The sequence below is a fragment of the Pseudonocardia sp. NPDC049154 genome (assembly GCF_040648315.1).
Classification (GTDB): domain Bacteria; phylum Actinomycetota; class Actinomycetes; order Mycobacteriales; family Pseudonocardiaceae; genus Pseudonocardia.
In genome coordinates this window covers 1-25,476 of the sequence record NZ_JBEZDN010000076.1, presented here as the reverse complement: position 1 = coordinate 25,476, position 25,476 = coordinate 1, and the positions used below count along the sequence as shown (strand labels likewise).

The window sequence follows — 25,476 nt, the reverse complement described above, 5'->3', positions numbered from 1 at the left end:
CGAGGCGCCGGAGGAGGTCACCGAGGAGACGGTGGACGAGGTCCAGGAGACCGTGCGGCCGGAGCTGACGGCCGAGGATCTCGACGCCCAGAGCCCGGCCGCGGACCTGGTCCGCGTGTACCTGAACGGGATCGGCAAGACCGCGCTGCTCTCCGCGGCGGAGGAGGTCGACCTGGCGAAGCGGATCGAGGCCGGCGTCTTCGCGACGCACGTGCTCGACACCGCGCGCGCCGAGGGCCGCGAGCTCGACACCGCCTACGCCCGCGACCTGCGGGCCGTGGTGCGGGACGGCGAGCGGGCCCGCAACCACCTGCTCGAGGCGAACCTGCGCCTGGTCGTCTCGCTGGCCAAGCGCTACACGGGCCGCGGCATGCCGCTGCTCGACCTCATCCAGGAGGGCAACCTGGGCCTGATCCGCGCGGTCGAGAAGTTCGACTACGCGAAGGGCTTCAAGTTCTCGACCTACGCCACGTGGTGGATCCGGCAGGCGATCACCCGCGGCATGGCCGACCAGGCCCGCACCATCCGGCTGCCCGTGCACCTGGTGGAGCAGGTCAACAAGCTGGCCCGGATCAAGCGGGACATGCACCAGCGCCTCGGCCGCGAGGCCACCCACGAGGAGCTGGCCGCCGAGTCCGGCCTGCCCGAGGAGAAGATCGCGGACCTGCTCGACCATGCGCGGGACCCGGTGAGCCTCGACATGCCGGTCGGCAGCGACGAGGAGGCCCCGCTCGGGGACTTCATCGAGGACGACCAGGCGGCCGACGCCGAGAACACGGTCATCTCGCACCTGCTGCACGACGACCTGCGCCGGGTGCTCGGCACGCTGGAGGAGCGCGAGCAGGCGGTGATCCGGATGCGCTACGGCCTCGACGACGGCCAGCCGCGCACGCTGGACCAGATCGGCCGCCGCTTCGGGCTCTCCCGCGAGCGGGTGCGCCAGATCGAGCGCGAGGTCATGGCGAAGCTGCGGGTCGGCGAGCGGGCGGACCGCCTGCGGGCCTACGCCAGCTGAGCGAGACGGCGCACGCGGCCCCGCACCCGGATCGGGTGCGGGGCCGCGTCGCGTCCGTGGCCGGGCCGCACGGGCCCCACGCGGACGGGGCCGACGCCGCCCACCGGGCTCCCCTCGAGCGGTGACGCCGCCGGCCGGTGATCATTCTGGGACCGGCACCGCCCCGGGCCCCGGCGACAGGCGGGCCCGATCGGTGGATCTCGCTCGCCGTCCGCGCGGGGTGTGTCACACCGCCCTCCCGCAAGGCATGGAGATCCGGCCGGACGCTGCCTAGGCTCGGGGCATGCCGAGTACGACGGAGACTCCCCAGCCGGTGACCCCCGAGGCGATGCGCGACGTCCTGGGGCACTTCGTGTCGGGCGTCGTCGTGATCACCGCGCAGGGACCGGACGGGCCGCTGGGCTTCACCTGCCAGTCGTTCGCCTCGTTGTCGCTGGACCCGCCGCTGATCTCCTTCTCCCCCGCGCGCACGTCCTCCACGTGGCCCCGGATCCGCGAGGTGGGGTCGTTCTGCGTGAACGTGCTCGCCGAGGACCACCAGGAGTACAGCAACGGGTTCGCGCGCTCCGGCACGGACAAGTTCGCCGGCGTCTCCTGGAACGCGGCCCCCTCCGGCTCCCCCGTGCTCGAGGGCGTGAGCGCCTGGATCGACTGCACCCTGTGGAACGAGTACGACGGCGGCGACCACACCGTCGTCCTCGGCCGGGTCTCGGACCTCGGCGCCGACGCCACCCGGCTGCCCCTGCTGTTCTACCGCGGCGGCTACGGGATCGCCCCGCCCGCGGTGAGCGAGTCCGAGGAGACCAGCTGAGGGTCGGCCCCCGCACCCCGCCGCCGGTCCGCCGGCGGCTGGGGTAGGCCGAGCCGCGCCGGGAGCTCCACGACCGACTCGAGGACGTCGTGGGCCCCCGCCGCGCGGAGCCGTGCGGGCGTGTGCGCCCCGCTCCGCACCCCCAGCGCCAGCCCGGCGCCCGCCCGCGCCGCGGCGGTCATCCCGGCCGTCGAGTCCGCCACGACCACGCAGTCCGCGGGCTCGGCGTCGGCCGCCTTCGCGGCGGCCAGCACCAGGTCCGGCTCGGGCCACCCGCGCCCGCCGACGTCCGCCGGTGCGAACAGCAGGTCGGCGGCCAGACCCGCGCGGGCGACCAGCACGTCCCGCGTCTCGGCCCGGACCCCGCCGGCCAGCGCCACCGTGGTCCCCGCCTCGCGCAGCGCGGCGATCGCCGCCCCCGCCCCCGGCACCTCCCGCACCCGGCCCTGCGCCGCCGCCTCCCGCAGGTGGGCCTCGTAGGCGTCGGCCGCGAGCCGCGCCCGGCGCAGGTCACCGTCGAGCAGGTCGGCGAAGACCCGCAGGACCGGACGGTCGGTGGTGGCGCGGGCCTGCCGCTGCAGGGCCGGGAACCGCGGGCCGACGACCGGCACGCCGACCGACACGAGGCCGCGCCGGACCGCGTCGAGGACCAGGCCGCCGTCGCCGATCGTGGTGCCCACCAGGTCGAGGACCGCCAACCGCATCGGAGCACTCCACCGCGCCCGGGTGAGCGGCGGGCGGACGGCGGGCGGCGCCCGGGTGAACGGCTCACCTCCCGCGGGTGTCCCCGTCCTGGTCGGGGCGGGCGGCGGGCGCGTCCGGGTCGGCGGCACCGGCGGTGCGGGCCGCCATCACGCCCAGGCTGAGCAGCAGCCGGTCGCGCGGCTCCGAGATCCGCCGCCCCGTCACGGCCTCGATCCTGCGCATCCGGTAGATCACGGTGTTGCGGTGGCAGAACAGCGCCTGCGCCGCGTGCGTGGGCGAGCCGCCGTGCGCGAGCAGCGCCTCCAGCGTCTCGAGCAGGACCGCGCGGTCGGCCTCGGGCAGCGCCGGCAGCCCGCCGAGCCCGGCGTCGAGGACCCGCGGCAGCAGCTCGGGGCTGTCGGCGAGCAGGGCCTCGGGCAGCCGGTCGTCGAGCACCGCCAGCCCCGGCCCGGCCAGCGTGCGCAGCGCGGTCCGGGCCATCCGGTAGGCCGCGTCGGCCGCGCCGAGGTCCGCGACGGCCGCAGACAGCCCCACCCGGCCGGCGACCTGCGCCTCCAGGATCCGCGGCACCTCCCCCGCCCGCCGCGGCGAGGGCGCGACCAGCCCCACCAGCTCGTCCTCGCGGAGCATCCAGAACGAGGCGATCCGGTGCGCGGCCAGGGTCTCGTGCGGGTCCCGGAGGGGGTCGCACACGGCCCGGTCGATCCCGCCGACCACGCACAGCACCGGCCCGCCGGACGGCAGCCCGAGGATCGCCGCGGCGTCGCGCGCGAAGCCCGGATCGCGGCCCCGCCCGGCCAGCAGCGCGTCGAGCGTGGCGCGCCGGCGGTCGAGGTCCCGGCCGCGCATCCGGTGCTCCTCGTGGCGGTACGCGTCGACGAGGAGGGCGGAGCTGCCGTCGTTGGTGCGCAGCACGAAACCGGCGGCGTCGAGCAGGCCGGCGTCGTAGGCGCCGTCGAACCGGGTCCGCGAGGCCGTGCGCAGCGCGTCCCAGAGGATGCGGCAGCCGAGCCGGTAGGCGTGCAGCACGGCCTCGAGCGGGACGCCCTGCCGCGCCCGCTGCCGCCCGGTCTCCCGCGTGGTGTCCCCGGGGTCGACGCCGTCGGGCACCGCGTCGGCCAGCACCTCGATGCCGCGCAACAGGTTCACCCGGCAGGCCTGGCGCAGCTCGTCGACCAGGTCCAGGTCCAGGTAGCAGCGCTCGTGCCGGAGGACGCTCAGGGCCAGGCGGTCGGCGAGGGCGTCGAGCTCGTCGAACAGGGCGGCGCCGAGCACGCGCAACGCCTCGTCGGCGGCCTCGTCGAGATCCCGGGCCGTCCGGTGGCGTTCGGCCCCGTGCCGGGCACCCCCGTGCTGGGCGGCCCCGCGCTGGGCGGCCCCGTGGTCGACGCCGTGGTCGGCCCCGGGGTCGCCTGCGCGGCGCCGGGCGGCGCGGCCGTCCGGGGCGCGCCGCTCCTCGTCGACGGGACGCACCCGGTCACTGTGCAGCAGGTTACAACGGACCGTCCACCCATTCGGGCGTTCCGCCCAGCATCCGGACACGGATCTTGGGCGCGGCGCCCATGGCCTTCGCTGGTCGCTGCGCCCAATCTGGTCCCCGTCCGAGTGACGCCGCTCACCAGGGGTACTCAGTCCGATCCGCACTCGCCCCGTCCCGACACCGCCGTCGCAGCCCGGGAGGCCCGCCCGTGACCGCACCCCCCGCCGAGCCCGCCGACACCTCCTCCGGTCCCGGGACCGCCCAGGACGACGTTCTCTTCGCCGTCGACGACGTCTCGGTCCACTTCGGCGGCCTGGTCGCGCTGGACCAGGTGTCGCTCGCCGTGTCGTCGCGGGGCGTGCACGGCGTCATCGGCCCCAACGGCGCCGGCAAGACCACCCTGTTCAACGTCTGCTGCGGCTTCGTGCGGCCCGACTCCGGGAGCCTGCGCTGGCACGGGGCGCCGGTGCACCGCCTGCGCCCGCACCAGCTGGCCGGCATGGGGATCGCGCGGACGCTGCAGGGCGTGGGGCTCTTCCGCGGGCTCACCGTGGCCGAGAACGTCATGGTCGGCGCCGACCGGCACCGTCGCGCCGGGTTCCTCTCCGGGCTGCTGGCCCTGCGCCGCTCGGACCGCGACGAGGGGGCGCTGCGCGAGCGCGCCCTCGCCGCGCTCGACGAGCTGGGTGCGGCGCACCACGCCGACCAGCTGCCCGGCAGCCTGCCGTACCCGGTGCAGAAGCGGGTCGCCCTGGCCCGGGCGCTGGTTGCCGACCCCGAGCTGCTGCTGCTCGACGAGCCGGCGAGCGGGCTGGGCGGCGACGAGATGGACGAGCTGGGCGCGCTGCTGCGCGGCCTGGCGGACCGGATGGCCGTCGTGCTGGTGGAGCACCACATGGACCTGGTGATGAGCGTCTGCGACCGGATCACGGTGCTGGACTTCGGGAAGGTGGTCGCGGAGGGCCCGCCCGACGCCGTCCGCGACGACCCCGCGGTCGTCGCGGCCTACCTCGGCGAGGAGGCCCACCGGTGAGCGCGCCCGCCACCACCGCCGCCCTCCGGGTCACGGGGCTGACGGCGGGCTACGGCCCGGTCACCGCGCTGAACGGGGTCGACGTCCACGCCGAGGCGGGCCGGATCACCGCGGTGCTCGGGGCCAACGGCGCGGGCAAGACCACGCTGCTGCGCACCGTGTCCGGGCTGGTCCCGGCCCGGTCCGGCAGCGTGCACGCCGGCGGGGTCGACCTCACCGGAGCGCCGCCGGAGCGGATCGCCCGGGCCGGGATCGCGCACGTGCCCGAGGGCCGCGGGGTGATCACCGAGCTCACGGTCGAGGAGAACCTGCGGCTCGGCGCGCTGCTCGGGAAGGCCCGCGGCCGCACCGACACCGCGATCGACGACGTCTACGAGATGTTCCCGCCGCTGGCCGAACGCCGCCGCCGGGACGCCCACACACTCTCCGGCGGCGAGCGGCAGATGTTGGTGATCGGGCGCGCGCTGGCCTGCGGGCCCGACGTGCTGCTGCTCGACGAGCCCTCCCTCGGCCTGGCCCCGCGGGTCGTCGGGCAGATCTTCGAGCTGCTCCGCGAGCGGGTCGAGGCATCGGAGCTCGCGGTGCTGCTCGTCGAGCAGAACGCCCGCAGCGCGCTGTCGGTCGCCGACGTCGGGGTGGTGCTCAACCTCGGCCGGGTGGTGGCGAGCGCGCCGGCGGCCGAGCTCGCCGCCGACGAGGCGCTCCGGCACGCCTACCTCGGCTTCTGACGGCCGACCCGAACCCCGCGACACCCCGGACGACGGGAGGAGACCCGTGCTGCAGTTCGTGAACACCCTGCTGACCGGCCTCGGCCAGGGCGCGGTGTACGCCGCGTTCGCGCTGGCCCTGGTGCTGATCTGGCGCTCCACCCGGGTGGTGAACTTCGCCCAGGGCGCGATGGCCGCGTTCACCACGTACCTCGCCCTGCTGGTCGTCGAGGCGACCGGGAGCTGGTGGGTCGGCCTGCTCGGCGCGCTGGTCGCCGGGCTGGTGCTGGGCGCGGGCGTCGAGCGCGTCGTGGTCCGCCGGGTCGGGCCGCACAACGAGCTGGGCGCGGTCATCGTGACGCTCGGCCTGTTCGTGGCGCTGCAGGCGCTCGCCGCGATCCTCTTCGGCGCCCAGTTCCGGTCCTTCCCGGCACCGGCGGGGCTGGAGGGCTTCCCGATCGGCGACGTCACCATCGCGCTCACGCCGAGCATGCTGATCACGGTGGGCGCGGTCGCGGTGGTGCTGCTGGCCCTGGTGGCACTGTTCCGCTTCACCGACGTGGGGCTGCGGATGCGCGCCTCGGCGTTCGACGGCGAGGTGGCCCGGCTGCTCGGCGTGCCGGTCGGGCGGATGCTCACCCTCGGCTGGGCGCTGGCCGCGCTGGTCGGCTCGCTGGCGGGCGTGCTGATCGCGAGCGGGAGCCTGGTCTACCCGGCGTACATGGACACCGTCATCGTCAACGGGTTCGTCGCGGCGGTGCTGGGCGGGCTGGACTCCCCCGGCGGCGCCGTCGTCGGCGGGCTGGCCATGGGCGTGATCCTCGCGCTGGTGACCGGCTACGTGGGCCCCGACCTCGTGCCGCTGGCCGCGCTGGCCGTGCTGGTGGCGGTGCTGCTCGTCCGGCCGCAGGGCCTGTTCGCCCGCACCGCGGCGCGGAGGGTCTGATGGCCACCCCGGTGCGGCCGACCACGGAGGCCGGCTCCGCGCCCCGGTCCGGGCGGGAGCCGGGCCGCTGGGCGGGGCTCGCGGCGCGCCTGCGGCCCCGGGCGACCTTCGCCCGGCACGCCGCACTCGCCCTCGTGGGACTCGTGGTCGTGGTGCTCCTGCTGGAGCTGACCGGCCCGTTCCGCAACTCCCAGTTCGCGACCATGTCGTACTACGCGATCGCCGCCGCCGGGCTGACCGTCCTCACCGGGCTGAACGGGCAGATCTCGCTCGGGCACGGCGCGCTCATGGCCGTCGGGGCGTACACGACCGGCCTGCTGCTGCCGGCCGGGATCCCGCTGCTGGTGGTGCTGGTGGTCGCCGCGGGGATCACGGCGGTGGTCGGCGTGATCGTCGGCGCGGCCGCCGCCCGGCTCAAGGGCCCCTACCTCGCCGGCGCCACGCTGGCCTTCGCGGTGGCGCTGCCCGGCCTGGCGATCCACTTCGACGAGGCGCTCGGCGGCGAGCAGGGCCTGCCGGTCCCGTCGGCGCGCGCGCCGGAGTGGTTCGCCGACGCCGTCTACTTCCTGTCCGCCAACGAGACCTCCAGTGCCAAGTACCTCGCCTACGTCGGCTGGATCGTCGCGATCGTGGCGTTCCTTCTCCTGGCCAACCTGGCGGCCTGCCGGATCGGCCGGATCTGGCGGGCCGTGCGCGACGACGAGGTCGCGGCCGAGCTGGCCGGCATCCGGCTCAGCCGGGTGCGCGTACTGGCGTTCACGGTGAGCGCGGCGTGCGCGGGACTCGCGGGCGCCGTCCTCGGCGTCGTGGTCCGGCTGGCGGCGCCGACCGGGTTCACGATCGTGCTGTCGATCTCGCTGCTCACCGCGGTGGTCCTGGGCGGGCTCGGCAGCCTCTTCGGCGCGGTCCTGGGCAGCGCGCTGCTGGTGTTCCTGCCACCCGCGGTGACCAATCTCGGCACCTCGGCCGGACTCACCGACGTGCAGGCCGCGCAGCTGGCGCCCTTCGTCTACGGCGCGGTGCTCATCCTCGTCATCCTGCTCGCGCCCGGCGGCGTGGTGGGGACCGTGCGGGCCTGGTGGCACGCACGCACGACCGCTCCGGCCGACGCGCCGGAGGAGAGGACAGGGAGGTCCTGATGCGCAGGTCAAGGCGGGTGCGGGCGCTGGCGGCCCTCGCCCTCGGCGCCGTCCTGGCGCTCGCGGGGTGCGGGGCGGGCGGCCGGCCCGACTCCGGCTCGGGCGGCGGCGGACAGAGCGAGGGCTCGACGATCGGCATCACCGCGGACTCGGTCAAGGTGGGCTCGCACTTCCCGCTCACCGGTGTCGCCGCGCCGGGCTACAGCGAGATCCCGACCGGCACCAAGGCCTACTTCGACTGGGTCAACGCCCACGGCGGCGTCAACGGCCGGAAGATCGACTACGTCTTCCGCGACGACGCCTACAACCCCACCCAGACCAGCCAGGTCGTCAACGAGCTGGTGCTGCAGGACCAGGTGTTCGCGATCCTCGGCGGCCTGGGCACCCCGACCCACGGCGCCGTGGTGGACTTCCTCAACACCGAGGGCGTGCCCGACCTGTTCGTCTCCTCGGGCTCACTGCTGTGGGACCAGCCGCAGAAGCACCCCATGACCTTCGGCTGGCAGCCGGACTACGAGATCGAGGCCAAGATCCTCGCCGACCACGTCGCGAAGACCTACCCGCAGGCGAAGGTCGGCCTCTTCCTGCAGAACGACGACGTCGGCCAGGACGCCGAGCGGGGCATCCGCCGGTACCTGGACAAGCAGATCGTCGACGTGCAGCGCTACACGCCGGGCAACACCGACATCGGCCCGCAGATGTCGGCGCTGCAGGCCGCGAACGCGGACCTCGTGATCGGGTTCAACGTGCCCTCCTACACCGCGCTGACCCAGCTGCAGGGCCTGAAGCTGAACTACAAGCCGCAGTGGGTCTACAGCAACATCGGCGCCGACCCGGTGCTGGTCGGGTCGCTGCTCGGGCGGTTCTCGCAGGGCCAGATCACCGACAGCTCGCTGCTGAACGGGATCATCACCGACGAGTACCTGCCGCGGGCCGACAACCCGTCCGACCCGTGGACCGCGCAGTTCGACGCGATCTGGAAGGCGCACGGCGACGGCGGCGCGCTGACCAACTTCCGGATCTTCGGGATGTCGCAGGGCTACGCGTTCGTCCAGGCCCTGCTCGCGGCCGGGCCGAACCCGACCCGCCAGGGCCTCGTGGACGCGATCGAGAAGGGCGGCACGCAGTTCCAGGGCCCGTGGGCCGCGCCGTACCGGTTCACCCCCGAGAAGCACAGCGGGATGTCCGGGGTGAAGGTCGTGCAGGTGACCGGCCAGACCACCAAGGCGCTCACGCCGGTGCGCACCACGAGCAACGGCGACGCCCCGATCACCGACGCGACGGCCGGGGAGACCCCGGTGCCACCGAACGGGATCCCGACGAACCCGGGGGCGTGACGGTACGGAGGTGACAAGAGGCCGGCCGGGGCGCACGCCCCGGCCGGCCGCCTCACGGGTTCGGCCAGCTGTTCTGGGTGCAGCCCTGCAGGCCGAGGGTCTGCTGCTGCATGACGGGCGCGGGCAGGCCCGGCCCGGGACAGGTGACGTGCCCGTGGCCCAGGGCGTGCCCGACCTCGTGGTTGACCAGGTACTGCCGGTAGCCCGTCGGGTTGTCGGCGTACTCCGCGGTCGCCTCCACCCAGCGCCGCAAGTTGAGCACCACCATGTCCTGGTTGCGGCAGGACACCTCGCCCGCCGTGTCGAGCGGCGCGCACAGCCGGTTCGTGGTGCCCGGGGTGGCGAGCACCAGGTGGATGGCGGCCTCGCCGTCCGTGCGCGCGAAGGAGAGCGTGCCGCCGGCGCCCCAGCCGCGCGGGTCGTTCAGCGTGGTCATCACGAAGCCCGCGAACTCCCCGGGGTCGACGGGGAGCCCGGCCTCGACCGCGACGCTGAGGGTGCGGACCGGGCCCGGGCCCGGCGCCGGCGTCGAGCCCGGCACCACGGCGAGGGTCCCGTTCCCGTCGGTGGGCACCTCCCGCGCCGTCAGGCCGGCCTGGACGTCGTCCGCGGGGAGGGCCGGGGTCGTCGGGGTGGGGCTCGGTGTGGTCGGCAGGGGCGTGCTCTGGGCGGCCAGTGCCGCCGAAGGAGCCTGCGTGGGGGGCGGCGCCGGCGCGGGGACCGGCGCGGAGACCGGCGCGGAGACCGGCGCGGAGACCGGCGCGGTGCGGTCGGCGGGGTCCGCGGCCAGCTGGTTCACGCCCGGCTGGGCGCACGCCACCAGAAGGCAGAAGGGGAGGCACAGGAGCGCCACCACCCGTCCGCTCCGCATGCGGGCGGTCGGGGCGGGCGCCGCTCCAGGTGATGGCACGGCGGGGAGCCTGCCACCAGCGGGCCGTCGGCGCCGCACACACCGCGGTGTGGTCACATGACCGTGACCGGCGGGCGGCGCGCGTCAGGCGGCGCGCCGGGCCTCGTCGTGCTCGGCCATGATCCGCAGCGCGGCGTCCGGGTAGTCGGCCACCAGCCGCTCCACCAGGTCCTCGCGGCCCTCCTCGACGGCGGAGTTGACCGCCGACACGTACTCGTCGTGCAGCAGCCGCAGCCGCGCACGCACTCGCTCACTCATCTCGCTCCTCGTGTGCTTGAACGTTCCAGCAGGTTCAACGGCGGCGGGCCCGGACGTGTTTCAGACCCGGGCCCAGCTCACATCGTCAGTTCTGGGGAACTCCGACGGCGGCCCCCGACCGGCCGAGGGCCGGCGCGACGTGCCGCACGATCGTCTCGAGGATGTGCGCGTTGTACTCCACGCCCAGCTGGTTCGGCACGGTGAACAGCACCGTGTCGGCCTCCCGGACCGCCTCGTCGGCGGCGAGCTCGGCGGCGAGACGGTCGGGCTCGCCCACGTAGGTCCGCCCGAACCGGGCGCGGACGCCCTCGAGCAGGCCCACCTGGTCGCCCTCGCCGTGGGTCCCGAAGTACCGGCGGTCGAGGTCGGTCGTCACCGGCGCGCAACGCTGATTGCGCGTTCAACCTTCCCCGCGTCAGCTGGTGAGGTTGAGCTCGAACGAGTAGCGGCTGGCGCGGTAGAGGTGCGAGCCGTACTCGACGGCCTTGCCCGCGGCGTCCCAGGCGGTGCGGGTCATGGTGAGCAGCGGCGCGCCGCGGGCCTCGTCGAGGATCCGCGCCTCCCCCGCGCTCGCCACCCGCGCACCGACGATCTGGTTCGCCATGCGCGGGACGTGCCCGGCCCCGCGCAGCAGGTCGTAGAGCCCGTTGCGCTCGAGGTCCTCCCGGCGCAGCCGGATCACGTCGACGGGCACGGCGTTGTGCATGAGCGCCAACGGCTCGTCGCCGGCGAAGCGCAGCCGCTCGATCCAGGTGACCTCGGCGCCGAAGGGGATCCCGAGGGCCTCGGCGATCTGGTCCGGAGCGGGCCGCACCTCGAACTCGCGGATCTCGGTGCGCGGTGCCTGCCCGCTCTTGAGCAGGTCGTCGTACAGGCTCGACAGCTCGACGGGGCGGCGGACCTTGGGGTGCACCACCTGGGTGCCCACGCCGCGCTTGCGCACCAGCATCCCGCGTTCGACCAGGTAGGAGATGGCGCGGCGCATCGTCGGGCGGGAGACCCCGAGCCGATCGGCGAGCTCGACCTCGTTCTCCAACCGGGAGCCGACCGGGATGTCGCCCTCCTCGATCTGCTGCTGCAGCCGCGTCGCGACCTGGTAGTAGAGCGGCACGGGGCTCGTCCGGTCGAGGGTGACGTCCGGGACCAACGCTCCGCTCGCCTGTCGGTCCACGCGCCACCGCTCCCCTCCATGTCCTGACAAAATATGTCAGGACAAACCATTGACGTACAGCCCTGACGAGCGTACACCTAACCCCGGTGTTCGGAGTCACAACGAATTCGATCATCCGCCCGGCAACGGTTGCCGGGCGCCACCCGGCGGAGGGACACGTGGCGATGCCGCTCGTGAGTCTCGGTGCGTGAGGCCGCGCTGTCGGACCTCGTGCGCACCCGTGCGCGCCGTCCCGACGCCGTGGCCGAGGCCGCCGCCACCCGCCGTCGCCCCGCCTCGCCCTTCGGCGAGCACGGCCGGCTGATGATGGTCGCCGCCGACCATCCCGCCCGGGGTGCCCTCGGCGCGGGCGACCGCCCGATGGCGATGGCCGACCGCGCCGACCTGCTCGACCGGCTGGCGCTCGCCCTGTCCCGGCCCGGCGTCAACGGCGTGCTCGGAACGCCGGACGTCCTGGAGGACCTGCTCCTGCTGGGCGCCCTCGACGACAAGGTCGTCGTCGGCTCGATGAACCGCGGGGGCCTGGCCGGCACCACCTTCGAGCTCGACGACCGCTTCACCGCCTACGACCCCGCGAGCATCGCCGCCGCCGGGTTCGAGGGCGGCAAGATGCTCCTGCGGATCGACGCCGACGACGCCGCCAGCGTCGCCACGCTCGAGTCCTGCGGGCGCGCGGTGTCCGGGCTCGCCGGGCACCGCCTGATGGCCATGGTCGAGCCGTTCCTGTCCCGGCGTATCGACGGCCGGGTCCGCAACGAGCTCACCGTGGAGGCGATGACCCGAGCGATGACCGTCGCCGCGGGCCTGGGCACCACATCGGCCTACACCTGGCTGAAGGTGCCGATCGTCGGGGACGGCGGGGCGGACATGGCGCGGGCGATGGCCGCGACCACGCTCCCCGCCGTGATCCTCGGCGGGGAGGTGGCCGCCGACCAGGAGGCCACCTTCGCCACCTGGAGCAAGGCGCTCGCCCTGCCCACCGTGCAGGGGCTGGTCGTCGGCCGGTCCCTGTTGTACCCACCGGATGACGACGTCTCGGGGGCCGTCGACGCCGCGGTCCGGCTGCTGTAGAAGCACCGCACCACACCACTCACCGCCAGAGCAGTTTCGGGAAGGACAAGGATGTTCCGATCAGGCAAGCGGGTCGTCGCCCTCGTGGCGGCCCTCGCGGGAGCGGCGCTCGTCGCGGCAGGCTGCAGCAGTCAGGGCGGCGCCCAGCAGAACAGCACCGAGGCGACGGCCCAGCGCTACACGATCGCGATGATCACGCACGAGCAGCCCGGCGACTCGTTCTGGGACAAGATCCGGGCGGGCGCGCAGCAGGCCGCCACCCAGCTCAACGTCGACCTGAAGTACTCGAACAACCAGGACGCCGGTCAGCAGGCCACCCTCGTCCAGAACGCGATCGACTCCAAGGTCAACGGCATCGCCGTGACCCTCGCCTACGCCGACCAGGTCGGGCCGGCAGCCCAGAAGGCCGTCCAGGCGGGCATCCCCACCGTGGCCTTCAACTCGGGCATCAACGAGTACCAGAAGTACGACATCCCGATGTACTTCGGCTCCGACGAGGACCTCGCCGGCCAGTCCGCGGGCGAGCGCCTCGCCCAGGCCGGCGGCGGCAAGGCGCTGTGCGTGGTCCAGGAGCAGGGCTCGGTGGCCCTGGAGGCGCGCTGCGCCGGGGTGAAGAAGAGCTTCCCGAGCACCGAGAACCTGCAGGTCAACGGCGCCGACCTGCCGTCGGTCCAGCAGACCATCGGGGCCAAGCTGCAGCAGGACCCGTCGATCACCAACGTCGTCACCCTCGGCGCGCCGATCGCGCTCGCCGCGCTGCAGGCCAAGACCGACGCCGGCAGCCAGGCCAAGGTCGTGACCTTCGACCTGAACTCCGACGTGGCCAAGGCCATCCAGAGCGGCCAGATCCTGTTCTCCATCGACCAGCAGCCCTACGTCCAGGGCTACATGGCCGTGCAGTCGCTGTGGCTCAACCTGACCAACGGCAACGACCTCGGCGGCGGCAAGCCGGTGCTCACCGGCCCGTCCTTCGTCGACAACACCAACATCAACCAGATCGCCGAGTACGCGGCGAAGAACACCCGCTGACCCGATCCGTCCGCGGGGGCCGCCTCCCGGTGGCCCCCGCGGACGGGAACCCGACCCAGGAGCGTCCAGCGATGAGCTCACCAGTCGCGACCCCGCCGTCGCCCCCGTCCACGCCCTCGACCGGCGCCGAGCCCGTGCGCGTGCAGCGTTCCCTCGGCGCGCGCATCCTCTCCCGCCCCGAGGTCGGTTCCCTCGCCGCGGCGATCGCGATCTTCGTGTTCTTCTTCGCGATCGCCCCGCCCTTCCGCACGGCGGAAGCCCTCTCGACCGTCCTCTACTCCGCCTCCACCATCGGCATCGTCGCCCTCGGCGTGGCGCTGCTGATGATCGGCGGCGAGTTCGACCTGTCGTCCGGCGTCCAGGTCACCACGGCCGCGCTGGCATCGTCGATGATCAGCTACCAGTTCTCGCTCAACGCCTGGGTCGGCGCGGTCGCCTCGCTGGTCATCGCCCTGGCGATCGGCTTCGCCAACGGCTGGCTGCTGATGAAGACCAAGTTGCCCAGCTTCCTGATCACCCTGTCGACCTTCTTCATGCTGCAGGGCATCAACCTCGGCGTCACCAAGCTGCTGACCGGCGCCGTGGCCACCCAGAACATCTCCGACCTCGACGGCTTCGCCTCGGCCAAGGCCATCTTCGCCTCGGACGTCAGCCTCGGCTTCGTCAACGTCAAGATCTCGGTGTTCTGGTGGATCCTGTTCACACTGGTCGCCACCTGGATCCTGCTGCGCACCCGCACCGGCAACTGGATCTTCGCCGTCGGCGGCAACCAGGACTCCGCCCGTGCGGTCGGTGTCCCGGTCGGCAAGGTCAAGATCGGCCTGTTCATGGGCGTCGCGTTCTGCGCCTGGTTCCTGGGTCAGCACCTGCTGTTCAACTTCTCGACCGTGCAGGCCGGCCTCGGTGTCGGCAACGAGCTGATCTACATCGTGGCCGCGGTCGTCGGCGGCGCGCTGCTCACCGGCGGCTACGGCTCCGCGATCGGCGCCGCGATCGGCGCCTTCATCTTCGGCATGACCACCCAGGGCATCGTGTACGCCGGCTGGGACCCCAACTGGTTCAAGACCTTCCTGGGCGTCATGCTCCTGCTCGCGGTCCTGCTCAACCTGTACGTCAAGAACTCCGCCTCGCGGCGCAAGTGAGGATGTGACTCGGATGACCGACACGATCATCGAACACGCCGACCACACCCTCGAGGTCGGCACCCCGCTCGTCGAGATGGAGGACGTCGGCAAGACCTACGGCGCCATCCGCGCCCTCGAAGGGGTCAACCTGACCGTCAACGCCGGTGAGGTCACCTGCGTCCTCGGCGACAACGGCGCCGGCAAGTCCACTCTCATCAAGATCATCTCCGGGTTGCACCCGCACACCGAGGGCACGGTCAAGGTCGACGGCGCCGACGTGCACTTCGGCAGCCCCCGCGAGTCCCTCGACCACGGCATCGCCACCGTGTACCAGGACCTCGCGGTGGTCAGCCTGATGGAGGTGTGGCGCAACTTCTTCCTCGGCTCCGAGCTGCGCAAGGGCAAGTTCCCGGGCGCCCCGCTCGACATCGCGGCGATGCGCGAGATCGCCGACGACGAACTGAAGAAGATGGGCATCTTCGTCAAGGACATCAACCAGCCCATCGGCACCCTGTCCGGCGGCCAGCGCCAGTGTGTCGCGATCGCCCGCGCCGTCTACTTCGGCGCCCGCGTGCTGATCCTCGACGAGCCCACCGCCGCCCTGGGCGTCAAGCAGTCCGGCGTGGTGCTCAAGTACACCGCCGCCGCCCGCGACGCCGGCCTGGGCGTCGTGTTCATCACCCACAACCCGCACCACGCCTACATGGTCGGCGACCACTTCATCATCCTGAAGCTCGGCCGCCGGGTGCTGGACAAGAAGCGCTCCGAGGTCTCCCTCGAGGAGCTGACCGCCGAGATGGCCGGCGGCCAGGAGCTCGCCGAGCTCGCCCACGAGCTCAAGCGCTGACCCGCGCACCTGCGGCCGGTCCCCGCCCGGGGGCCGGCCGCAGCCGTGTGCTCCCCTCTTCCCCGAAAGGCGGTTCCCCGTTGAGCACCCTCCGCATCGGCCTCGCCGGCCTCGGCCGCATGGGCCGCATCCACGCCGACAACCTCGCCGGGCGGTGCTCCGTCGCCCGGCTCGGCGCGGTCTACGACGCCGACCCCGCCGTCGCCCGGGAGGCGGGCGAGCGCTACGGCGTGCCGTGGACGGCGAGCTTCGAGGAGCTGCTCGCCCACCCCGACGCCGAGGCCGTCGCCATCGCGACGCCGACCGGCGCGCACGCCCCGATGACCGTCGCGGCGGCACAGGCGGGCCGGGACGTGTTCTGCGAGAAGCCGATCGCCCTGGACCGGGCGACGACCGTCGCCACCGTCGAGGAGGTGCGGCGGGCCGGCGTGCAGTTCCAGGTCGGCTTCCACCGGCGCTTCGACCCGGACTGGGCCGCCGTCGCGGACCGGATCCGGGCGGGCGAGCTGGGCGAGGTCGCACTCTTCCGCAGCTCGCTGCGGGACATGGCGTCGCCGCCCGCGTCGTTCCTCGCCGGGTCGGGCGGGTTCTTCCGCGACGTCACCGTCCACGACCTCGACGTCGCCCGCTGGCTCGTCGGCGAGGTCGTCGAGGTGACCGCGCACGGCGCCGCCGTCTCCGACCCGGAGGGCTTCGCGGCCGTCGGCGACGTCGACACCGCCGTCGTGGTGCTCCGCTTCGCCTCGGGCGCGCTCGGCGTGATCGACAACAGCCGGGCCTCCGGCTACGGCTACGAGTGCTCGACCGAGGTCATGGGCAGCCGGGCCACCGCACGCATCGACAACCCGTACCGCCGCGGCTACGAGTGGCGCACCCCCGGCCTGACCAGCCGCGACCTCGTCGCCGACTTCCAGGAGCGCTACCCGCTGGCCTACGCCGCCGAGCTCGACGGCTTCGCCCGCGCGGTCCTCGCCCGCTCCCCCGTGCAGGTCTCCGGCGAGGACGCCCTCGCGGCCTTCGACCTCGCCGAGGCCGCCGACGAGTCCTGGCGGACGGGCCGGACCGTGGCCGTCCGGTACACCGGCAGCGGCTACGAGCGCGCGGCGGTGAACGCGTGACCGGCCTGCGGATCGGGCTGCTCGGCGCGTCCCGGATCGCCGACGAGGCCCTCGTCCGGCCCTCGGCGACCACCGCCGACCGGCTCGTCGCCGTCGCCGCGCGGGATCGCGGGCGGGCCGAGGAGTTCGCCCGCCGCCACGGCGTCGAACGGGTCGCCGACGACTACGCGGCGCTGCTCGCCGACCCCGGGGTCGACGTCGTCTACAACGCGCTGCCGAACGCCCTGCACGCGCCGTGGAACCGGCAGATCGTCGCCGCGGGCAAGGCCTTGCTCGCCGAGAAGCCCTTCGCCGGCTCCGCGGCCGAGTGCCGGGCGGTGCGCGAGGCCGCCGTCGCCGCGGGCGTACCCGTGTTCGTCGGCTACCACTACTTCCACCACCCGCTCTACCGGCGGCTGGCCGAGGTGGTGGCCGCGGGCGCGATCGGGGAGGTCACGGCCGTCGAGACGCGGATGCGGATGCCGGCACCCCCGCCCGACGACGTCCGCTGGTCCCTCCCCCTCGCCGGCGGCGCCCTCATGGACCTCGGCTGCTACGCGGTGCACACCCTGCTGATGATCGCGCCGTCGCTCGGCGGCACACCGGTGCTGGTGGACGCGCGGGCGGGCGAGCGCTCGCCGGGAGTCGACGAGTGGGCCGATGCCACGTACCGCTTCCCGGGCGGGGCGGAGGGCCGGATCCACTGCCACATCGCCGCGCCGGGCTGGGAGATGGCGCACCGGATCGTCGGAACCCGCGGCGAGGTGCTGGCGCCGATGTACGCCCTGCCCCACCGCGACGACCGGCTGATCGTGCGGGTCGGCCACGACGAGCGGGTGGAGCGGCTCGGCACCACGCCGACCTACGACTTCCAGCTCACCGCGCTGCGGGCGTACCTGACCGGCACCGCTCCCCTCCCCCGCGGCGCCGGCATGGACCTCAGCGTGGAGATCGCGGAGCAGCTCGACGCGATCTACCTCGCCACCGGCCTCCCCCTCCGCCCCGGCGCGGTGCCGGTCCGCTGAGCGGTCTAGAGGGGGTCCGAGACCGCGAGGGGCGGTCCGACCACCTGGATGCCGTTCGCGCGCCCGATCTCGGCGAGCCCGTCCGGGTCGATCGAACCGGGTGGGAGCTCGGCGAACCGCTCGAAGAACCGCTCCAGCCCCGAGGGCGTCGTGACCACGAGCAGGCGGCCCGGCGTGTCGCCGACGTTCTGGAAGCTGTGGGGCAGGCCCCGTGGGCCGAAGGCCATGCCACCCTCCGGGACGCCGACGATGTCGTCACCCAGCCGGAAGCGGTACTCCCCCTCGAGGACCCACCACAGCTCGTCCTCGCGCACGTGGGTGTGCAGCGCCGGCCCGTCCTTCGGCCCGGTCACGAACTCGAGGACGGTCAGTGCCCCGGCGGTGTTGCCCCCGTGCGCCTTGACCGTGACCGAACCGCCGGTCGCGGTCCGGAGCGGCCTGCCCTCCCCGGGGAGCACGGCGAACGGTGCTCGGGTGGTGGACATCGGGACCTCCTCCGGCTGCGCCGGTCGGCGCACCTCGGCCACCGATCCTTCCGGCGGGACACACCGCCGGACATACGCAGAGCTACGTAGCCGCACCCGCCAGGGGGAGCATTTGGTCGCGGGCCGCTCCGTCGTTGCGTGGCCCTCAGGACGTGCGCGGCGGGGCGGTGGTGCGGCGGACCGTGAGGTAGGGCTCGAGGACCTGCTCGGGCCCCGCCTCGGTGCGCCCGCCGTCCAGCCGCGCGACCACGGCCTCGACCGCGCGGCCGGCGAGGCCGGCGGTGTCCTGGCCGACCGTCGTCAGGCCGACGTGGGCCATGCGGGCGAGCGGGTCGTCGTCGTAGCCGACGACGGAGACCCGGCCGGGGACGTCGATCCCGTTGCGGGCCAGGGCGTCGAGCAGGCCGACGGCGGTGCGGTCGTTGAACGCGACGACCGCGGTGGGCAGGTCGCCCTCCGCGAGCAGGGCCTCGGCGGCGCGGATCCCGATGATCTCGGTGCCGGAGGGCGTGCCGTGGCCGGGCAGCACCCGCGGCTCCAGCCCCCGGGCCGCCATGGCGCGCAGGTAGCCGTCGCGACGGTCCTGCGCGACCGTGCCGGGGCCGCCGTCGACGTAGGCGATCGCGGTGTGCCCCAGGCCGTGCAGGTGGTCGACGGCCAGCGCGGTACCGGCCTCGTCGGCGGTGCGCACGACGTCGGGCCGTGTCCGGCCCGGGCCCGGCGGCGGGTCCAGACGGCGGCAGAGCAGCACCAGCGGGACCGTCGCGGCGAGCTCGCTCAGCCGGTCGGCGGGCGCGTCCGGGCCGATGAGGACCAGCGCCTCGCAGCGGGAGTCGAGCAGCGTCTCGACCGCGCGGTCCTCGCCCCGGCTGCGGGTGATGGTGGAGAGCACGAGGTCGTAGCCGCGGGCCTCGGCGGCGTCCTGCAGGTGCTCGGCGACGTCGGCGTGGAACGGGCTGCGCACGTCGATGAGCAGGCCGATCAGCCGGCTGCGGCGGCGGGCGAGCAGGCTCGCGGCCCGGTCGGGCCGGTAGCCGAGCCGCTGTGCCGCGTCGAGCACCCGGGCGCGGGTCTCGGCGCTGGGGCCGGGCGCGCCGCGCAGCACGAGGGACACCGAGGCGGGCGAGACGCCCACCGCGGCGGCCACGTCGTCGAGCCGGACCCGGCGACCGCCGTTGCCCGCCATCCCACCTCCTCGGCCGCGCGTCGTCCCGCGGCACCCGTATCGAAGCACGCCGCCCACCCGCTCCGCGGACGAGCGAACGGCCCGCTGGTTCACATCTACTGAACGCGAGCGCCGCTCGTGCCTCCCCGCCTCGGACGCGAACGGCCCGCTCGCTCACACCTGGTGAACGAGAGCGCCGCTCGTGCGTTCGGAAGGCGTGCGGAGGGCCTTGACACCACCCCGCCGCGGCCTGGACCATACTTGTGTTTGAAGCGCTTTAAAAGCACAGCGCTTCCGGCGGCCCGACCGCCTCACGACACCGGAGGACCTTCGATGACGAGCTCCGTCCGCCCCCACGCGCCCGTGTGGCTCGACCCGGCCGACGCCCGCCTCGACGACCTGCGCACCGTCGTCGCGCAGGGCACCGATCCGGCCGCCTTCCCCCTCGCCGAGGTCGTCTCCGGCGTCACGGTCTACGACGGCGAGCGGCTGCGCCGCGAGGCCGCCGGCGACGGCCGGCGCGCGGTCCAGGCCGAGCTGGTGCGCGCCCTCCTCGACGGTCCCGGGATCGTCGTGATCACGGGCGCCTACCCGGACCGGGCCGTCCTCGACCGCGCCACGGACGCCTTCTTCGCGCTGATCGAGCAGCAGAAGGCCACCGGTGCCGCCGTCGGCGACCACTTCGCCGCGCCCGGCAGCAACGACCGGATCTGGAACGCGCTGGAGAAGCTCGCGGTCGCCGACCCGGACACCTTCGCCGCCTACTACGCCAACGATGTCCTCGCCCTGGTCTCCGAAGCCTGGCTCGGCCCGGCGTACCAGATCACCTCGCAGGTCAACGTCGTGAACCCGGGCGGGAAGGCGCAGTCCCCGCACCGCGACTACCACCTCGGCTTCATGAGCCCGGCCGGCGCGGCCCGCTACCCCGCCCACCAGCACGCGCTCACCCCGGCGCTGACGCTGCAGGGCGCCGTCGCGCACTGCGACATGCCGGTCGAGACGGGGCCGACGCTCTACCTGCCGCACTCGCAGAAGTACGCGCACGGCTACCTGGTGGCCGAGCACGAGGAGTTCCGGGCCTTCTTCGCCGAGCACCACGTGCAGCTGCCGCTCGCGTGCGGCGACGCCGCCTTCTTCAACCCGGCGCTGCTGCACGGCGCGGGCACCAACCGGTCGGCCGACGTCCGGCGCATCGCCAACCTGCTGCAGGTCTCGTCGGCGTTCGGGCGGGCCATGGAGTACGTCGACCGGGGCCGGGTGTGCCGCGCGGTGCTGCCCGCGCTGCGCCGGATGCGGGCCGCGGGCGCCGACGAGGCGCAGCTGCGCCAGGTGATCGCGGCCTCGGCCGAGGGCTACGCCTTCCCCACCGACCTGGACCGCGACCCGCCGGTCGACGGGCTCGCCCCGCCGTCGCAGGCCGACCTGCTGACCGAGGCGGTCCTGCTCGGCCACGACGACGACACCTTCGCCGCGACCCTCGCGGCCCGTTCCGCGAAGCGGGGTTTCTGAATGCTGCTCGAGGACAAGGTCGTACTGGTCAGCGGCGGGACGGCGGGGGTCGGCGCCGCCGTCGCCCGCGCCGCCGCCCGGGCCGGCGCGTCGGTCGCCGTGACCGGCCGCCGCCGGGAGCCGGGCGAGAAGGTCGCCGCCGAGCTGCGTGAGCTGGGCGCGGCCGCCCTCTACCGGCCCTGCGACGTCGCGGACCCCGCGCAGGTCCGCGCGGCCGTCGACTCCGTGGTCGCCGAGTTCGGGCGGGTCGACGGGCTGGTCAACGCCGCGGGCCTCACCGACCGCGGGAGCCTCGTCGACACCACCCCGGAGCTGTTCGACCGGCAGATCGCCATCAACCTGAAGGGCCCGTTCTTCGCGATGCAGGCCGTGGTGCGGGACATGCTGCGGCGCGGGGCACCCGGTTCGATCGTCAACATCGGGTCGGAGGCCGCCAACGGCGGCGCACCCGTCCTGGCCCCGTACGTCGCGGCCAAGGCGGGCCTCGCCGGCCTGACGAGGAACGCCGCGCACGCCCACCGCTTCGACCGGATCCGGATCAACCAGCTGAACATCGGCTGGACGGACACCGAGGGCGAGGACCTCACCCAGCGCCGGTTCCACGGCGCGGGCGACGACTGGCGCGAGCGCGCCGCGCAGCGGCTGCCCGCCGGCCGGCTCGCCGACCCTGACGAGATCGCCGAGATGGTCGTCCTCCTGCTCTCCGACCGCAGCGGCGTGGTCACCGGGTCCGTCCTGGACTGGGACCAGGCCGTGATCGGCGCCCACGACTGACCCCCGACACACCCGAGAGGCACACCGATGTCCGCACCCAAGATCGCCGGCGCCCCCATCTCCTGGGGCGTGTGCGAGGTCCCGGGCTGGGGCCACCAGCTCACGCCCGAGCGCGTGCTCGCCGAGATGGCCGAGGTGGGGCTCGTCGCCACCGAGTTCGGCCCGGACGGCTTCCTGCCCGACGACCCGGCCGCCAAGGCCGCGACGCTCGCCGCGCACCACCTCACCGCCGTCGGCGGCTTCACCCCGACGCTGCTGCACCGGCCCGACCACGACCCGGTCCCCGGCGTCGAGGCGCTGCTGCCGAGCTACGCGGCCGCCGCGGCCGGCACCCTCGTCCTCTCCGCCGACACCGGCCTGACCGGCTACGACTCCCGCCCCGAGCTCGACGACGCCGGCTGGAAGACCCTCCTGGTCAACCTCGACCGGATCGGCGCCGTCGCCGCCGCGGCGGGCATCGAGACCGTGCTGCACCCGCACGTCGGGACGATGGTCGAGACCGGCGACGACGTCCGGCGCGTGCTCGAGGGCTCGTCGATCGCGCTGTGCCTGGACACCGGGCACCTGCTGATCGGCGGCACCGACCCGGCCGAGCTCACCCGCCAGGCCCCGGAGCGGGTGGCGCACACCCACTTCAAGGACGTCGACCTCGGCCTGGCCCGCCAGGTCCAGGACGGTCGCCGGACCTACACCGAGGCCGTCCGGGAGGGCATGTACCGGCCGCTCGGCACCGGCGACGTCGACTTCGGCTCCATCGTCGCGAGCCTGCAGGGGCGCGACTACCAGGGCTGGTACGTGCTGGAGCAGGACACGATCCTCACCGAGGCGCCCACCGGCGTCGGCCCCGCCGCCGACGTGCACACCAGCGTCGAGCAGCTCAGGAGCCTGTTGTCCCGGCCGTGATGATCTGGCCCCGCCACTGCGCCCCTGTGCCCCGGCCGACCGGGGTCAGGTCCGGACCCGGGTCCCGACGGCGAGGAGGGCGGCGGCCGCGCCGGTGCCGGCGAGCAGCACGAACAGCTCGGGGTAGCCGCCGAGCGCGGCCGCCAGGGTGGCGCCCGCCCACGGGGCGACCGCGGTCGCGGTCATCGCGGGGGCCGAGAGGATGCCGCTCAGCCGCCCGTAGTGCGCCGCACCCCACCGGTCGCTCACGGCCGTCGCCTGGAGCAGGGTGAAGATGCCGCGCGTCGCCCCGGTCAGCATGGCCAGCGCGACGAGCAGCGGGACCGGGCCCGGCGTCACGCCGAGGACCAGCGTGGTCGCGGCGAGCGCACCGAGCACCAGCACGGACCGCGCCCGCGCCGGCATCGCCGTGAGCCGCCCGTAGCCCAACCGCCCGAGCACCTGCCCGACACCGCCGAGGCCCAGCGCCCACGCCGCGGTGCCGGTGGAGAGACCGCGCTCGAGCAGCAATGGGACCTGGTTGACCACGACCGCGAACGCGGTGAAGGCGCCGAGCCCGACCGCGGCCGTGACCAGCACGAACGGTCGGCTGCGGGCGATCGGGCCGGGGTCGTTGTGCAGGCCGTCCCCGGGCGCGGGGGCGTCGGGCCAGGGCCCGCGCAACCCGAGGAGGTGCGCCGGGACGGTCACCACCAGGAGCACCCCGGCGAGCACCAGGTAGGCGTGCCGCCACCCGAGGTGCCCGAGCAGCGTCGCGGTGAGCGGGGCGAACACCGTGCTGGCCAGCCCGCCGAGCAGGGTCACCGCGGTGAGCGCGGTGACCCTCCGCGGCCCCCACCAGCGGGTCAGCGCGGCGAACGCCGGCGGGTAGAGCGTCCCGGCCATCGCGATCCCCGCGAGCAGCCAGGCCCCGAGGAACGCGAGGAACGTGGGCGCGAGCGCGATGCCGACGACCGCGGGTACGCCGACCGCGGACGCCGCCGTCATGATCCAGCGCGGTCCCCAGCGGTCGAGGGCGCGGCCGAGCGGGATCCCGACCAGCGCCGAGGTGACCAACCCGGCCGAGAAGGCCCCGGTCACGGCCCCGATCGACCAGCCGGTCTCCCGGGACAGCGTGGGCGCGAGGACCGGGAAGGCGTAGTAGAGGACCCCCCAGCTGGTCACCTCGGTGACGCACAGGACGGCGAGCACCCGGCGCAGCCCGCTGCGCCCGAGCTCCGCCGTGCCGTCCACGCCCGCCACCCTGCCTCCCCGGCCGCGGCCCCGCAGGGCCGGCCACGGCGGGACGGGCGATCGTCAGCGCCCCGTCAGGGCCTCGGACGGGAGCGGGAAACGCGACGGGGCGGTCAGCGCATCCGGCGCGCCGAGGCGCCGGCGCCGGCCACCAGGCTGCTGATCACCAGCCCGATCACCAGGTGGATCACGGAGTTGGCCACCCGCTCGCCGATCGGCGCGGAGCCGAGCAGCGGGAGCAGGGCCGCGACCACGGTCACCAGCCCGACGATCCACGTCAGGTAGGTCATCGGCCGCGGCGTGGAGACGAGCAGCAGGTGCGCAAGGCCCGTCGCGGCCAGCGCGGCCACCGCCGACAGGACGCAGAGCAGCACGGTGCGCGAGTCGCCGAGCGCCCCGGAGCTGGCCGGCCCGTTGAAGGCGATGCGCAGGACCGCGCGCACGATCAGCGTCCCGACCATCGCCACCAGCGCCGCGACGATCGCCGTGGCGATGCCCGCCGCCCAGAGCCGGCCCGCGTCGACGGAGGGCTTCGGCGCCCGCGGCGGCTCGTACTCCTGGGCGTACTGCGGGTCCCCGTACTGCGGGTCCCCGTACTGCTGGCCGTACTGGTCCTGGTCCGGGAGCCGCCGGGTCTCGTCCCCGCGGTCCCAGGTGCCGTACCCGCCGCCCGATCCGTAGCCTCCGGCCATCCCGTTCCCTCTCGCTGTCTGCACTGCCTGCCGCAGTCTGTCGGCGCGGGCCCCGGCGGCCAAGGCGCCACGGCGCCACGACCGGGTGGGCCTACCCTGGGTCCGTGTCCGCCCCCACCCCACCCGGCGCCGCAGGTGCCACCCTGCAGCCTCCGAAGCTCCTGCTCGGGCTGGTCGCCACGGCGGCCGTCGCACACGGCGGGCTCGCCGTCGTCGGCGGGGCGCTGTGGGCGCAGGTGCTCTCCGCCGTCCTCTGTGCGGCGGGGCTGGTCGCGGTCGGGTTCCTCGTCGCGCGGCCGGTGCCGCACGTCGTGCTGGGCACCGCGGTGCTGGGCATGCTCGGCGTCGCGAGCTTTCTCGGCGTGCTCGGCGCCGCCCTCGCCACCGGCGGGCACCCGGTGTCCGGCTGGGTCGGGCCGTGGGGCATCGCCGCGGTGATCGCCGACTCCTCGGTGGTCCGGATCGCGGCGGCCGTGCTGCGCCGGGCGGAGAAGGCGGGTCGCGGACGGCCCTGAGCCGCGATCTGAACGTCACACACCGGTTACCTGCCGAGTACACCCGCTGCGCATGCTCGTAGCGTGATCGGCGCTGCTGCGGAGGGTCCGCTGATCGAGTTCCGGGTGCTCGGCGGGGTCGAGGCGTGGCGCGGCGGCGAGCGGGTGGAGCTCGGCGGACCCAAGCAACGGGCGGCCCTGGCCTCCCTCGTCCTGCGGGCGGGCCGGGTCGTGTCCCTCGAGCAGCTGATCGACGACCTGTGGCCCGAGGACCCGCCGGCCCGCGCGGCGGCCACCGTCCAGGTGTTCGTGTCGAACCTCCGGCGCGCGCTGGAGCCCGACCGCCCGCGCGGTGCCCCGGCGACGGTGCTGGTCACGGCCGCGCCGGGCTACCGGCTGGCCGTCGACCCGGCGGCGGTCGACGCGCACGCGTTCGCCCGGCTCGTCGACGACGGCCGCGCGGCCCTCACCGGCGACGACCCCGAGCGGGCCAGCAGCTCGGCGGCCCGCTCGGGG

27 protein-coding genes and 1 pseudogene are annotated in these 25,476 nt (G+C 74.6%); 18 read left to right on the top strand and 10 right to left on the bottom strand.

All coding sequences use genetic code 11. The annotated features are described in order from the left end of the window. Window positions 1–31: 31 nt before the first annotated feature. A complete protein-coding gene (locus AB0B41_RS28585) occupies window positions 32–1,015 on the top strand; it encodes a sigma-70 family RNA polymerase sigma factor (RefSeq protein WP_358208736.1) in 984 nt (327 codons plus the stop codon). A 283-nt stretch (window positions 1,016–1,298) separates the two neighbouring features. Then, window positions 1,299–1,826, top strand: coding sequence for a flavin reductase family protein (locus AB0B41_RS28580; RefSeq protein ID WP_358208708.1), 528 nt, complete (start codon window positions 1,299–1,301; stop codon window positions 1,824–1,826). Here the strand turns inward: AB0B41_RS28580 and AB0B41_RS28575 are convergent. Both AB0B41_RS28575 and AB0B41_RS28570 read right to left on the bottom strand, forming a co-directional pair. Next, window positions 1,778–2,530, bottom strand: coding sequence for an HAD family hydrolase (locus tag AB0B41_RS28575; protein ID WP_358208706.1), 753 nt, complete (start codon window positions 2,528–2,530; stop codon window positions 1,778–1,780). The two genes, AB0B41_RS28580 and AB0B41_RS28575, sit on opposite strands and share 49 nt — an antisense overlap. A gap of 64 nt (window positions 2,531–2,594) precedes the next feature. After that, on the bottom strand, window positions 2,595–4,004 hold the full coding sequence (locus AB0B41_RS28570; protein ID WP_358208704.1) for a helix-turn-helix domain-containing protein: 1,410 nt from the start codon (window positions 4,002–4,004) through the stop codon (window positions 2,595–2,597). Window positions 4,005–4,324: 320 nt separating this feature from the next. Between AB0B41_RS28570 and AB0B41_RS28565 the strand changes: the two genes are divergently transcribed. The 5 genes from AB0B41_RS28565 to AB0B41_RS28545 are packed head-to-tail and all read left to right on the top strand — an operon-like array spanning window position 4,325 to window position 9,173. Further along, window positions 4,325–5,044, top strand: coding sequence for an ABC transporter ATP-binding protein (locus AB0B41_RS28565; RefSeq protein ID WP_358208734.1), 720 nt, complete (start codon window positions 4,325–4,327; stop codon window positions 5,042–5,044). Continuing rightward, a complete protein-coding gene (locus tag AB0B41_RS28560; protein ID WP_358208702.1) occupies window positions 5,041–5,772 on the top strand; it encodes an ABC transporter ATP-binding protein in 732 nt (243 codons plus the stop codon). Before AB0B41_RS28565 ends, AB0B41_RS28560 begins: the two co-directional genes overlap by 4 nt. A gap of 46 nt (window positions 5,773–5,818) precedes the next feature. Next, window positions 5,819–6,697, top strand: a complete 879-nt coding sequence (locus tag AB0B41_RS28555) for a branched-chain amino acid ABC transporter permease (protein WP_358208700.1) — start codon at window positions 5,819–5,821, stop codon at window positions 6,695–6,697. Next, on the top strand, window positions 6,697–7,836 hold the full coding sequence (locus AB0B41_RS28550; protein WP_358208698.1) for a branched-chain amino acid ABC transporter permease: 1,140 nt from the start codon (window positions 6,697–6,699) through the stop codon (window positions 7,834–7,836). Before AB0B41_RS28555 ends, AB0B41_RS28550 begins: the two co-directional genes overlap by 1 nt. Beyond that, window positions 7,836–9,173, top strand: a complete 1,338-nt coding sequence (locus AB0B41_RS28545; RefSeq protein ID WP_358208696.1) for an ABC transporter substrate-binding protein — start codon at window positions 7,836–7,838, stop codon at window positions 9,171–9,173. Before AB0B41_RS28550 ends, AB0B41_RS28545 begins: the two co-directional genes overlap by 1 nt. Before the next feature lie 52 nt (window positions 9,174–9,225). Here AB0B41_RS28545 and AB0B41_RS28540 read toward each other — a convergent pair whose 3' ends face one another. From AB0B41_RS28540 to AB0B41_RS28525, 4 genes and pseudogenes are all read right to left on the bottom strand, one after another. Further along, the gene (locus AB0B41_RS28540) at window positions 9,226–10,026 is read right to left on the bottom strand and encodes a DUF3152 domain-containing protein (protein ID WP_358208694.1); all 801 of its coding nucleotides are present in this window, start codon (window positions 10,024–10,026) and stop codon (window positions 9,226–9,228) included. Between the two features lie 141 nt (window positions 10,027–10,167). Further along, on the bottom strand, window positions 10,168–10,341 hold the full coding sequence (locus AB0B41_RS28535) for a hypothetical protein (RefSeq protein WP_358208692.1): 174 nt from the start codon (window positions 10,339–10,341) through the stop codon (window positions 10,168–10,170). Window positions 10,342–10,426: 85 nt separating this feature from the next. Further along, window positions 10,427–10,717, bottom strand: a pseudogene (locus tag AB0B41_RS28530) (hypothetical protein); the annotation flags it as partial. A 39-nt stretch (window positions 10,718–10,756) separates the two neighbouring features. Further along, on the bottom strand, window positions 10,757–11,512 hold the full coding sequence (locus tag AB0B41_RS28525) for a GntR family transcriptional regulator (protein ID WP_358208690.1): 756 nt from the start codon (window positions 11,510–11,512) through the stop codon (window positions 10,757–10,759). 183 nt (window positions 11,513–11,695) lie between these two features. Between AB0B41_RS28525 and AB0B41_RS28520 the strand changes: the two genes are divergently transcribed. The 6 genes from AB0B41_RS28520 (at window position 11,696) to AB0B41_RS28495 (ending at window position 17,705) form a co-directional block, all read left to right on the top strand. Next, window positions 11,696–12,583 carry a deoxyribose-phosphate aldolase gene (locus AB0B41_RS28520; protein WP_358208688.1) on the top strand — a complete coding sequence of 296 codons (888 nt, stop codon included), beginning with the start codon at window positions 11,696–11,698 and terminating at the stop codon, window positions 12,581–12,583. A gap of 51 nt (window positions 12,584–12,634) precedes the next feature. Next, entirely contained in the window at window positions 12,635–13,612 is a 978-nt protein-coding gene (locus AB0B41_RS28515; protein ID WP_358208686.1) for a substrate-binding domain-containing protein, read from the top strand. A 71-nt stretch (window positions 13,613–13,683) separates the two neighbouring features. Further along, entirely contained in the window at window positions 13,684–14,754 is a 1,071-nt protein-coding gene (locus AB0B41_RS28510; RefSeq protein WP_358208684.1) for an ABC transporter permease, read from the top strand. A gap of 13 nt (window positions 14,755–14,767) precedes the next feature. Then, window positions 14,768–15,583: an ATP-binding cassette domain-containing protein gene (locus AB0B41_RS28505; protein WP_358208682.1), complete on the top strand. Its 816-nt coding sequence runs from the start codon at window positions 14,768–14,770 to the stop codon at window positions 15,581–15,583. Window positions 15,584–15,663: 80 nt separating this feature from the next. Further along, window positions 15,664–16,701 carry a Gfo/Idh/MocA family oxidoreductase gene (locus AB0B41_RS28500; protein WP_358208680.1) on the top strand — a complete coding sequence of 346 codons (1,038 nt, stop codon included), beginning with the start codon at window positions 15,664–15,666 and terminating at the stop codon, window positions 16,699–16,701. Beyond that, window positions 16,698–17,705 carry a Gfo/Idh/MocA family oxidoreductase gene (locus tag AB0B41_RS28495; RefSeq protein WP_358208678.1) on the top strand — a complete coding sequence of 336 codons (1,008 nt, stop codon included), beginning with the start codon at window positions 16,698–16,700 and terminating at the stop codon, window positions 17,703–17,705. Before AB0B41_RS28500 ends, AB0B41_RS28495 begins: the two co-directional genes overlap by 4 nt. A gap of 5 nt (window positions 17,706–17,710) precedes the next feature. On the opposite strand, the gene AB0B41_RS28490 is transcribed toward AB0B41_RS28495, so the two are convergent. Further along, window positions 17,711–18,190, bottom strand: coding sequence for a cupin domain-containing protein (locus tag AB0B41_RS28490; protein WP_358208676.1), 480 nt, complete (start codon window positions 18,188–18,190; stop codon window positions 17,711–17,713). Window positions 18,191–18,335: 145 nt separating this feature from the next. Further along, entirely contained in the window at window positions 18,336–19,376 is a 1,041-nt protein-coding gene (locus AB0B41_RS28485; protein ID WP_358208674.1) for a LacI family DNA-binding transcriptional regulator, read from the bottom strand. 312 nt (window positions 19,377–19,688) lie between these two features. On the opposite strand from AB0B41_RS28485, the gene AB0B41_RS28480 reads away from it, so the two are divergent. The 3 genes from AB0B41_RS28480 to AB0B41_RS28470 are packed head-to-tail and all read left to right on the top strand — an operon-like array spanning window position 19,689 to window position 22,541. Beyond that, window positions 19,689–20,864, top strand: a complete 1,176-nt coding sequence (locus AB0B41_RS28480; RefSeq protein ID WP_358208672.1) for a phytanoyl-CoA dioxygenase family protein — start codon at window positions 19,689–19,691, stop codon at window positions 20,862–20,864. Then, window positions 20,865–21,638, top strand: a complete 774-nt coding sequence (locus AB0B41_RS28475) for an SDR family oxidoreductase (protein ID WP_358208670.1) — start codon at window positions 20,865–20,867, stop codon at window positions 21,636–21,638. A 27-nt stretch (window positions 21,639–21,665) separates the two neighbouring features. Then, the gene (locus tag AB0B41_RS28470) at window positions 21,666–22,541 is read left to right on the top strand and encodes a TIM barrel protein (protein WP_358208668.1); all 876 of its coding nucleotides are present in this window, start codon (window positions 21,666–21,668) and stop codon (window positions 22,539–22,541) included. A 45-nt stretch (window positions 22,542–22,586) separates the two neighbouring features. On the opposite strand, the gene AB0B41_RS28465 is transcribed toward AB0B41_RS28470, so the two are convergent. After that, a complete protein-coding gene (locus tag AB0B41_RS28465) occupies window positions 22,587–23,774 on the bottom strand; it encodes an MFS transporter (protein ID WP_358208666.1) in 1,188 nt (395 codons plus the stop codon). Window positions 23,775–23,887: 113 nt separating this feature from the next. Then, window positions 23,888–24,466 carry a DUF6069 family protein gene (locus AB0B41_RS28460; protein ID WP_358208664.1) on the bottom strand — a complete coding sequence of 193 codons (579 nt, stop codon included), beginning with the start codon at window positions 24,464–24,466 and terminating at the stop codon, window positions 23,888–23,890. Window positions 24,467–24,570: 104 nt separating this feature from the next. Here AB0B41_RS28460 and AB0B41_RS28455 point away from each other — a divergent pair, with 104 nt between their 5' ends. Together AB0B41_RS28455 and AB0B41_RS28450 are read left to right on the top strand one after the other, a co-directional pair. Continuing rightward, on the top strand, window positions 24,571–24,981 hold the full coding sequence (locus AB0B41_RS28455) for a hypothetical protein (protein ID WP_358208662.1): 411 nt from the start codon (window positions 24,571–24,573) through the stop codon (window positions 24,979–24,981). Window positions 24,982–25,044: 63 nt separating this feature from the next. Then, window positions 25,045–25,476, top strand: a 432-nt coding sequence (locus AB0B41_RS28450; protein ID WP_358208660.1) for a winged helix-turn-helix domain-containing protein, incomplete at its 3' end; no start/stop codon positions are given.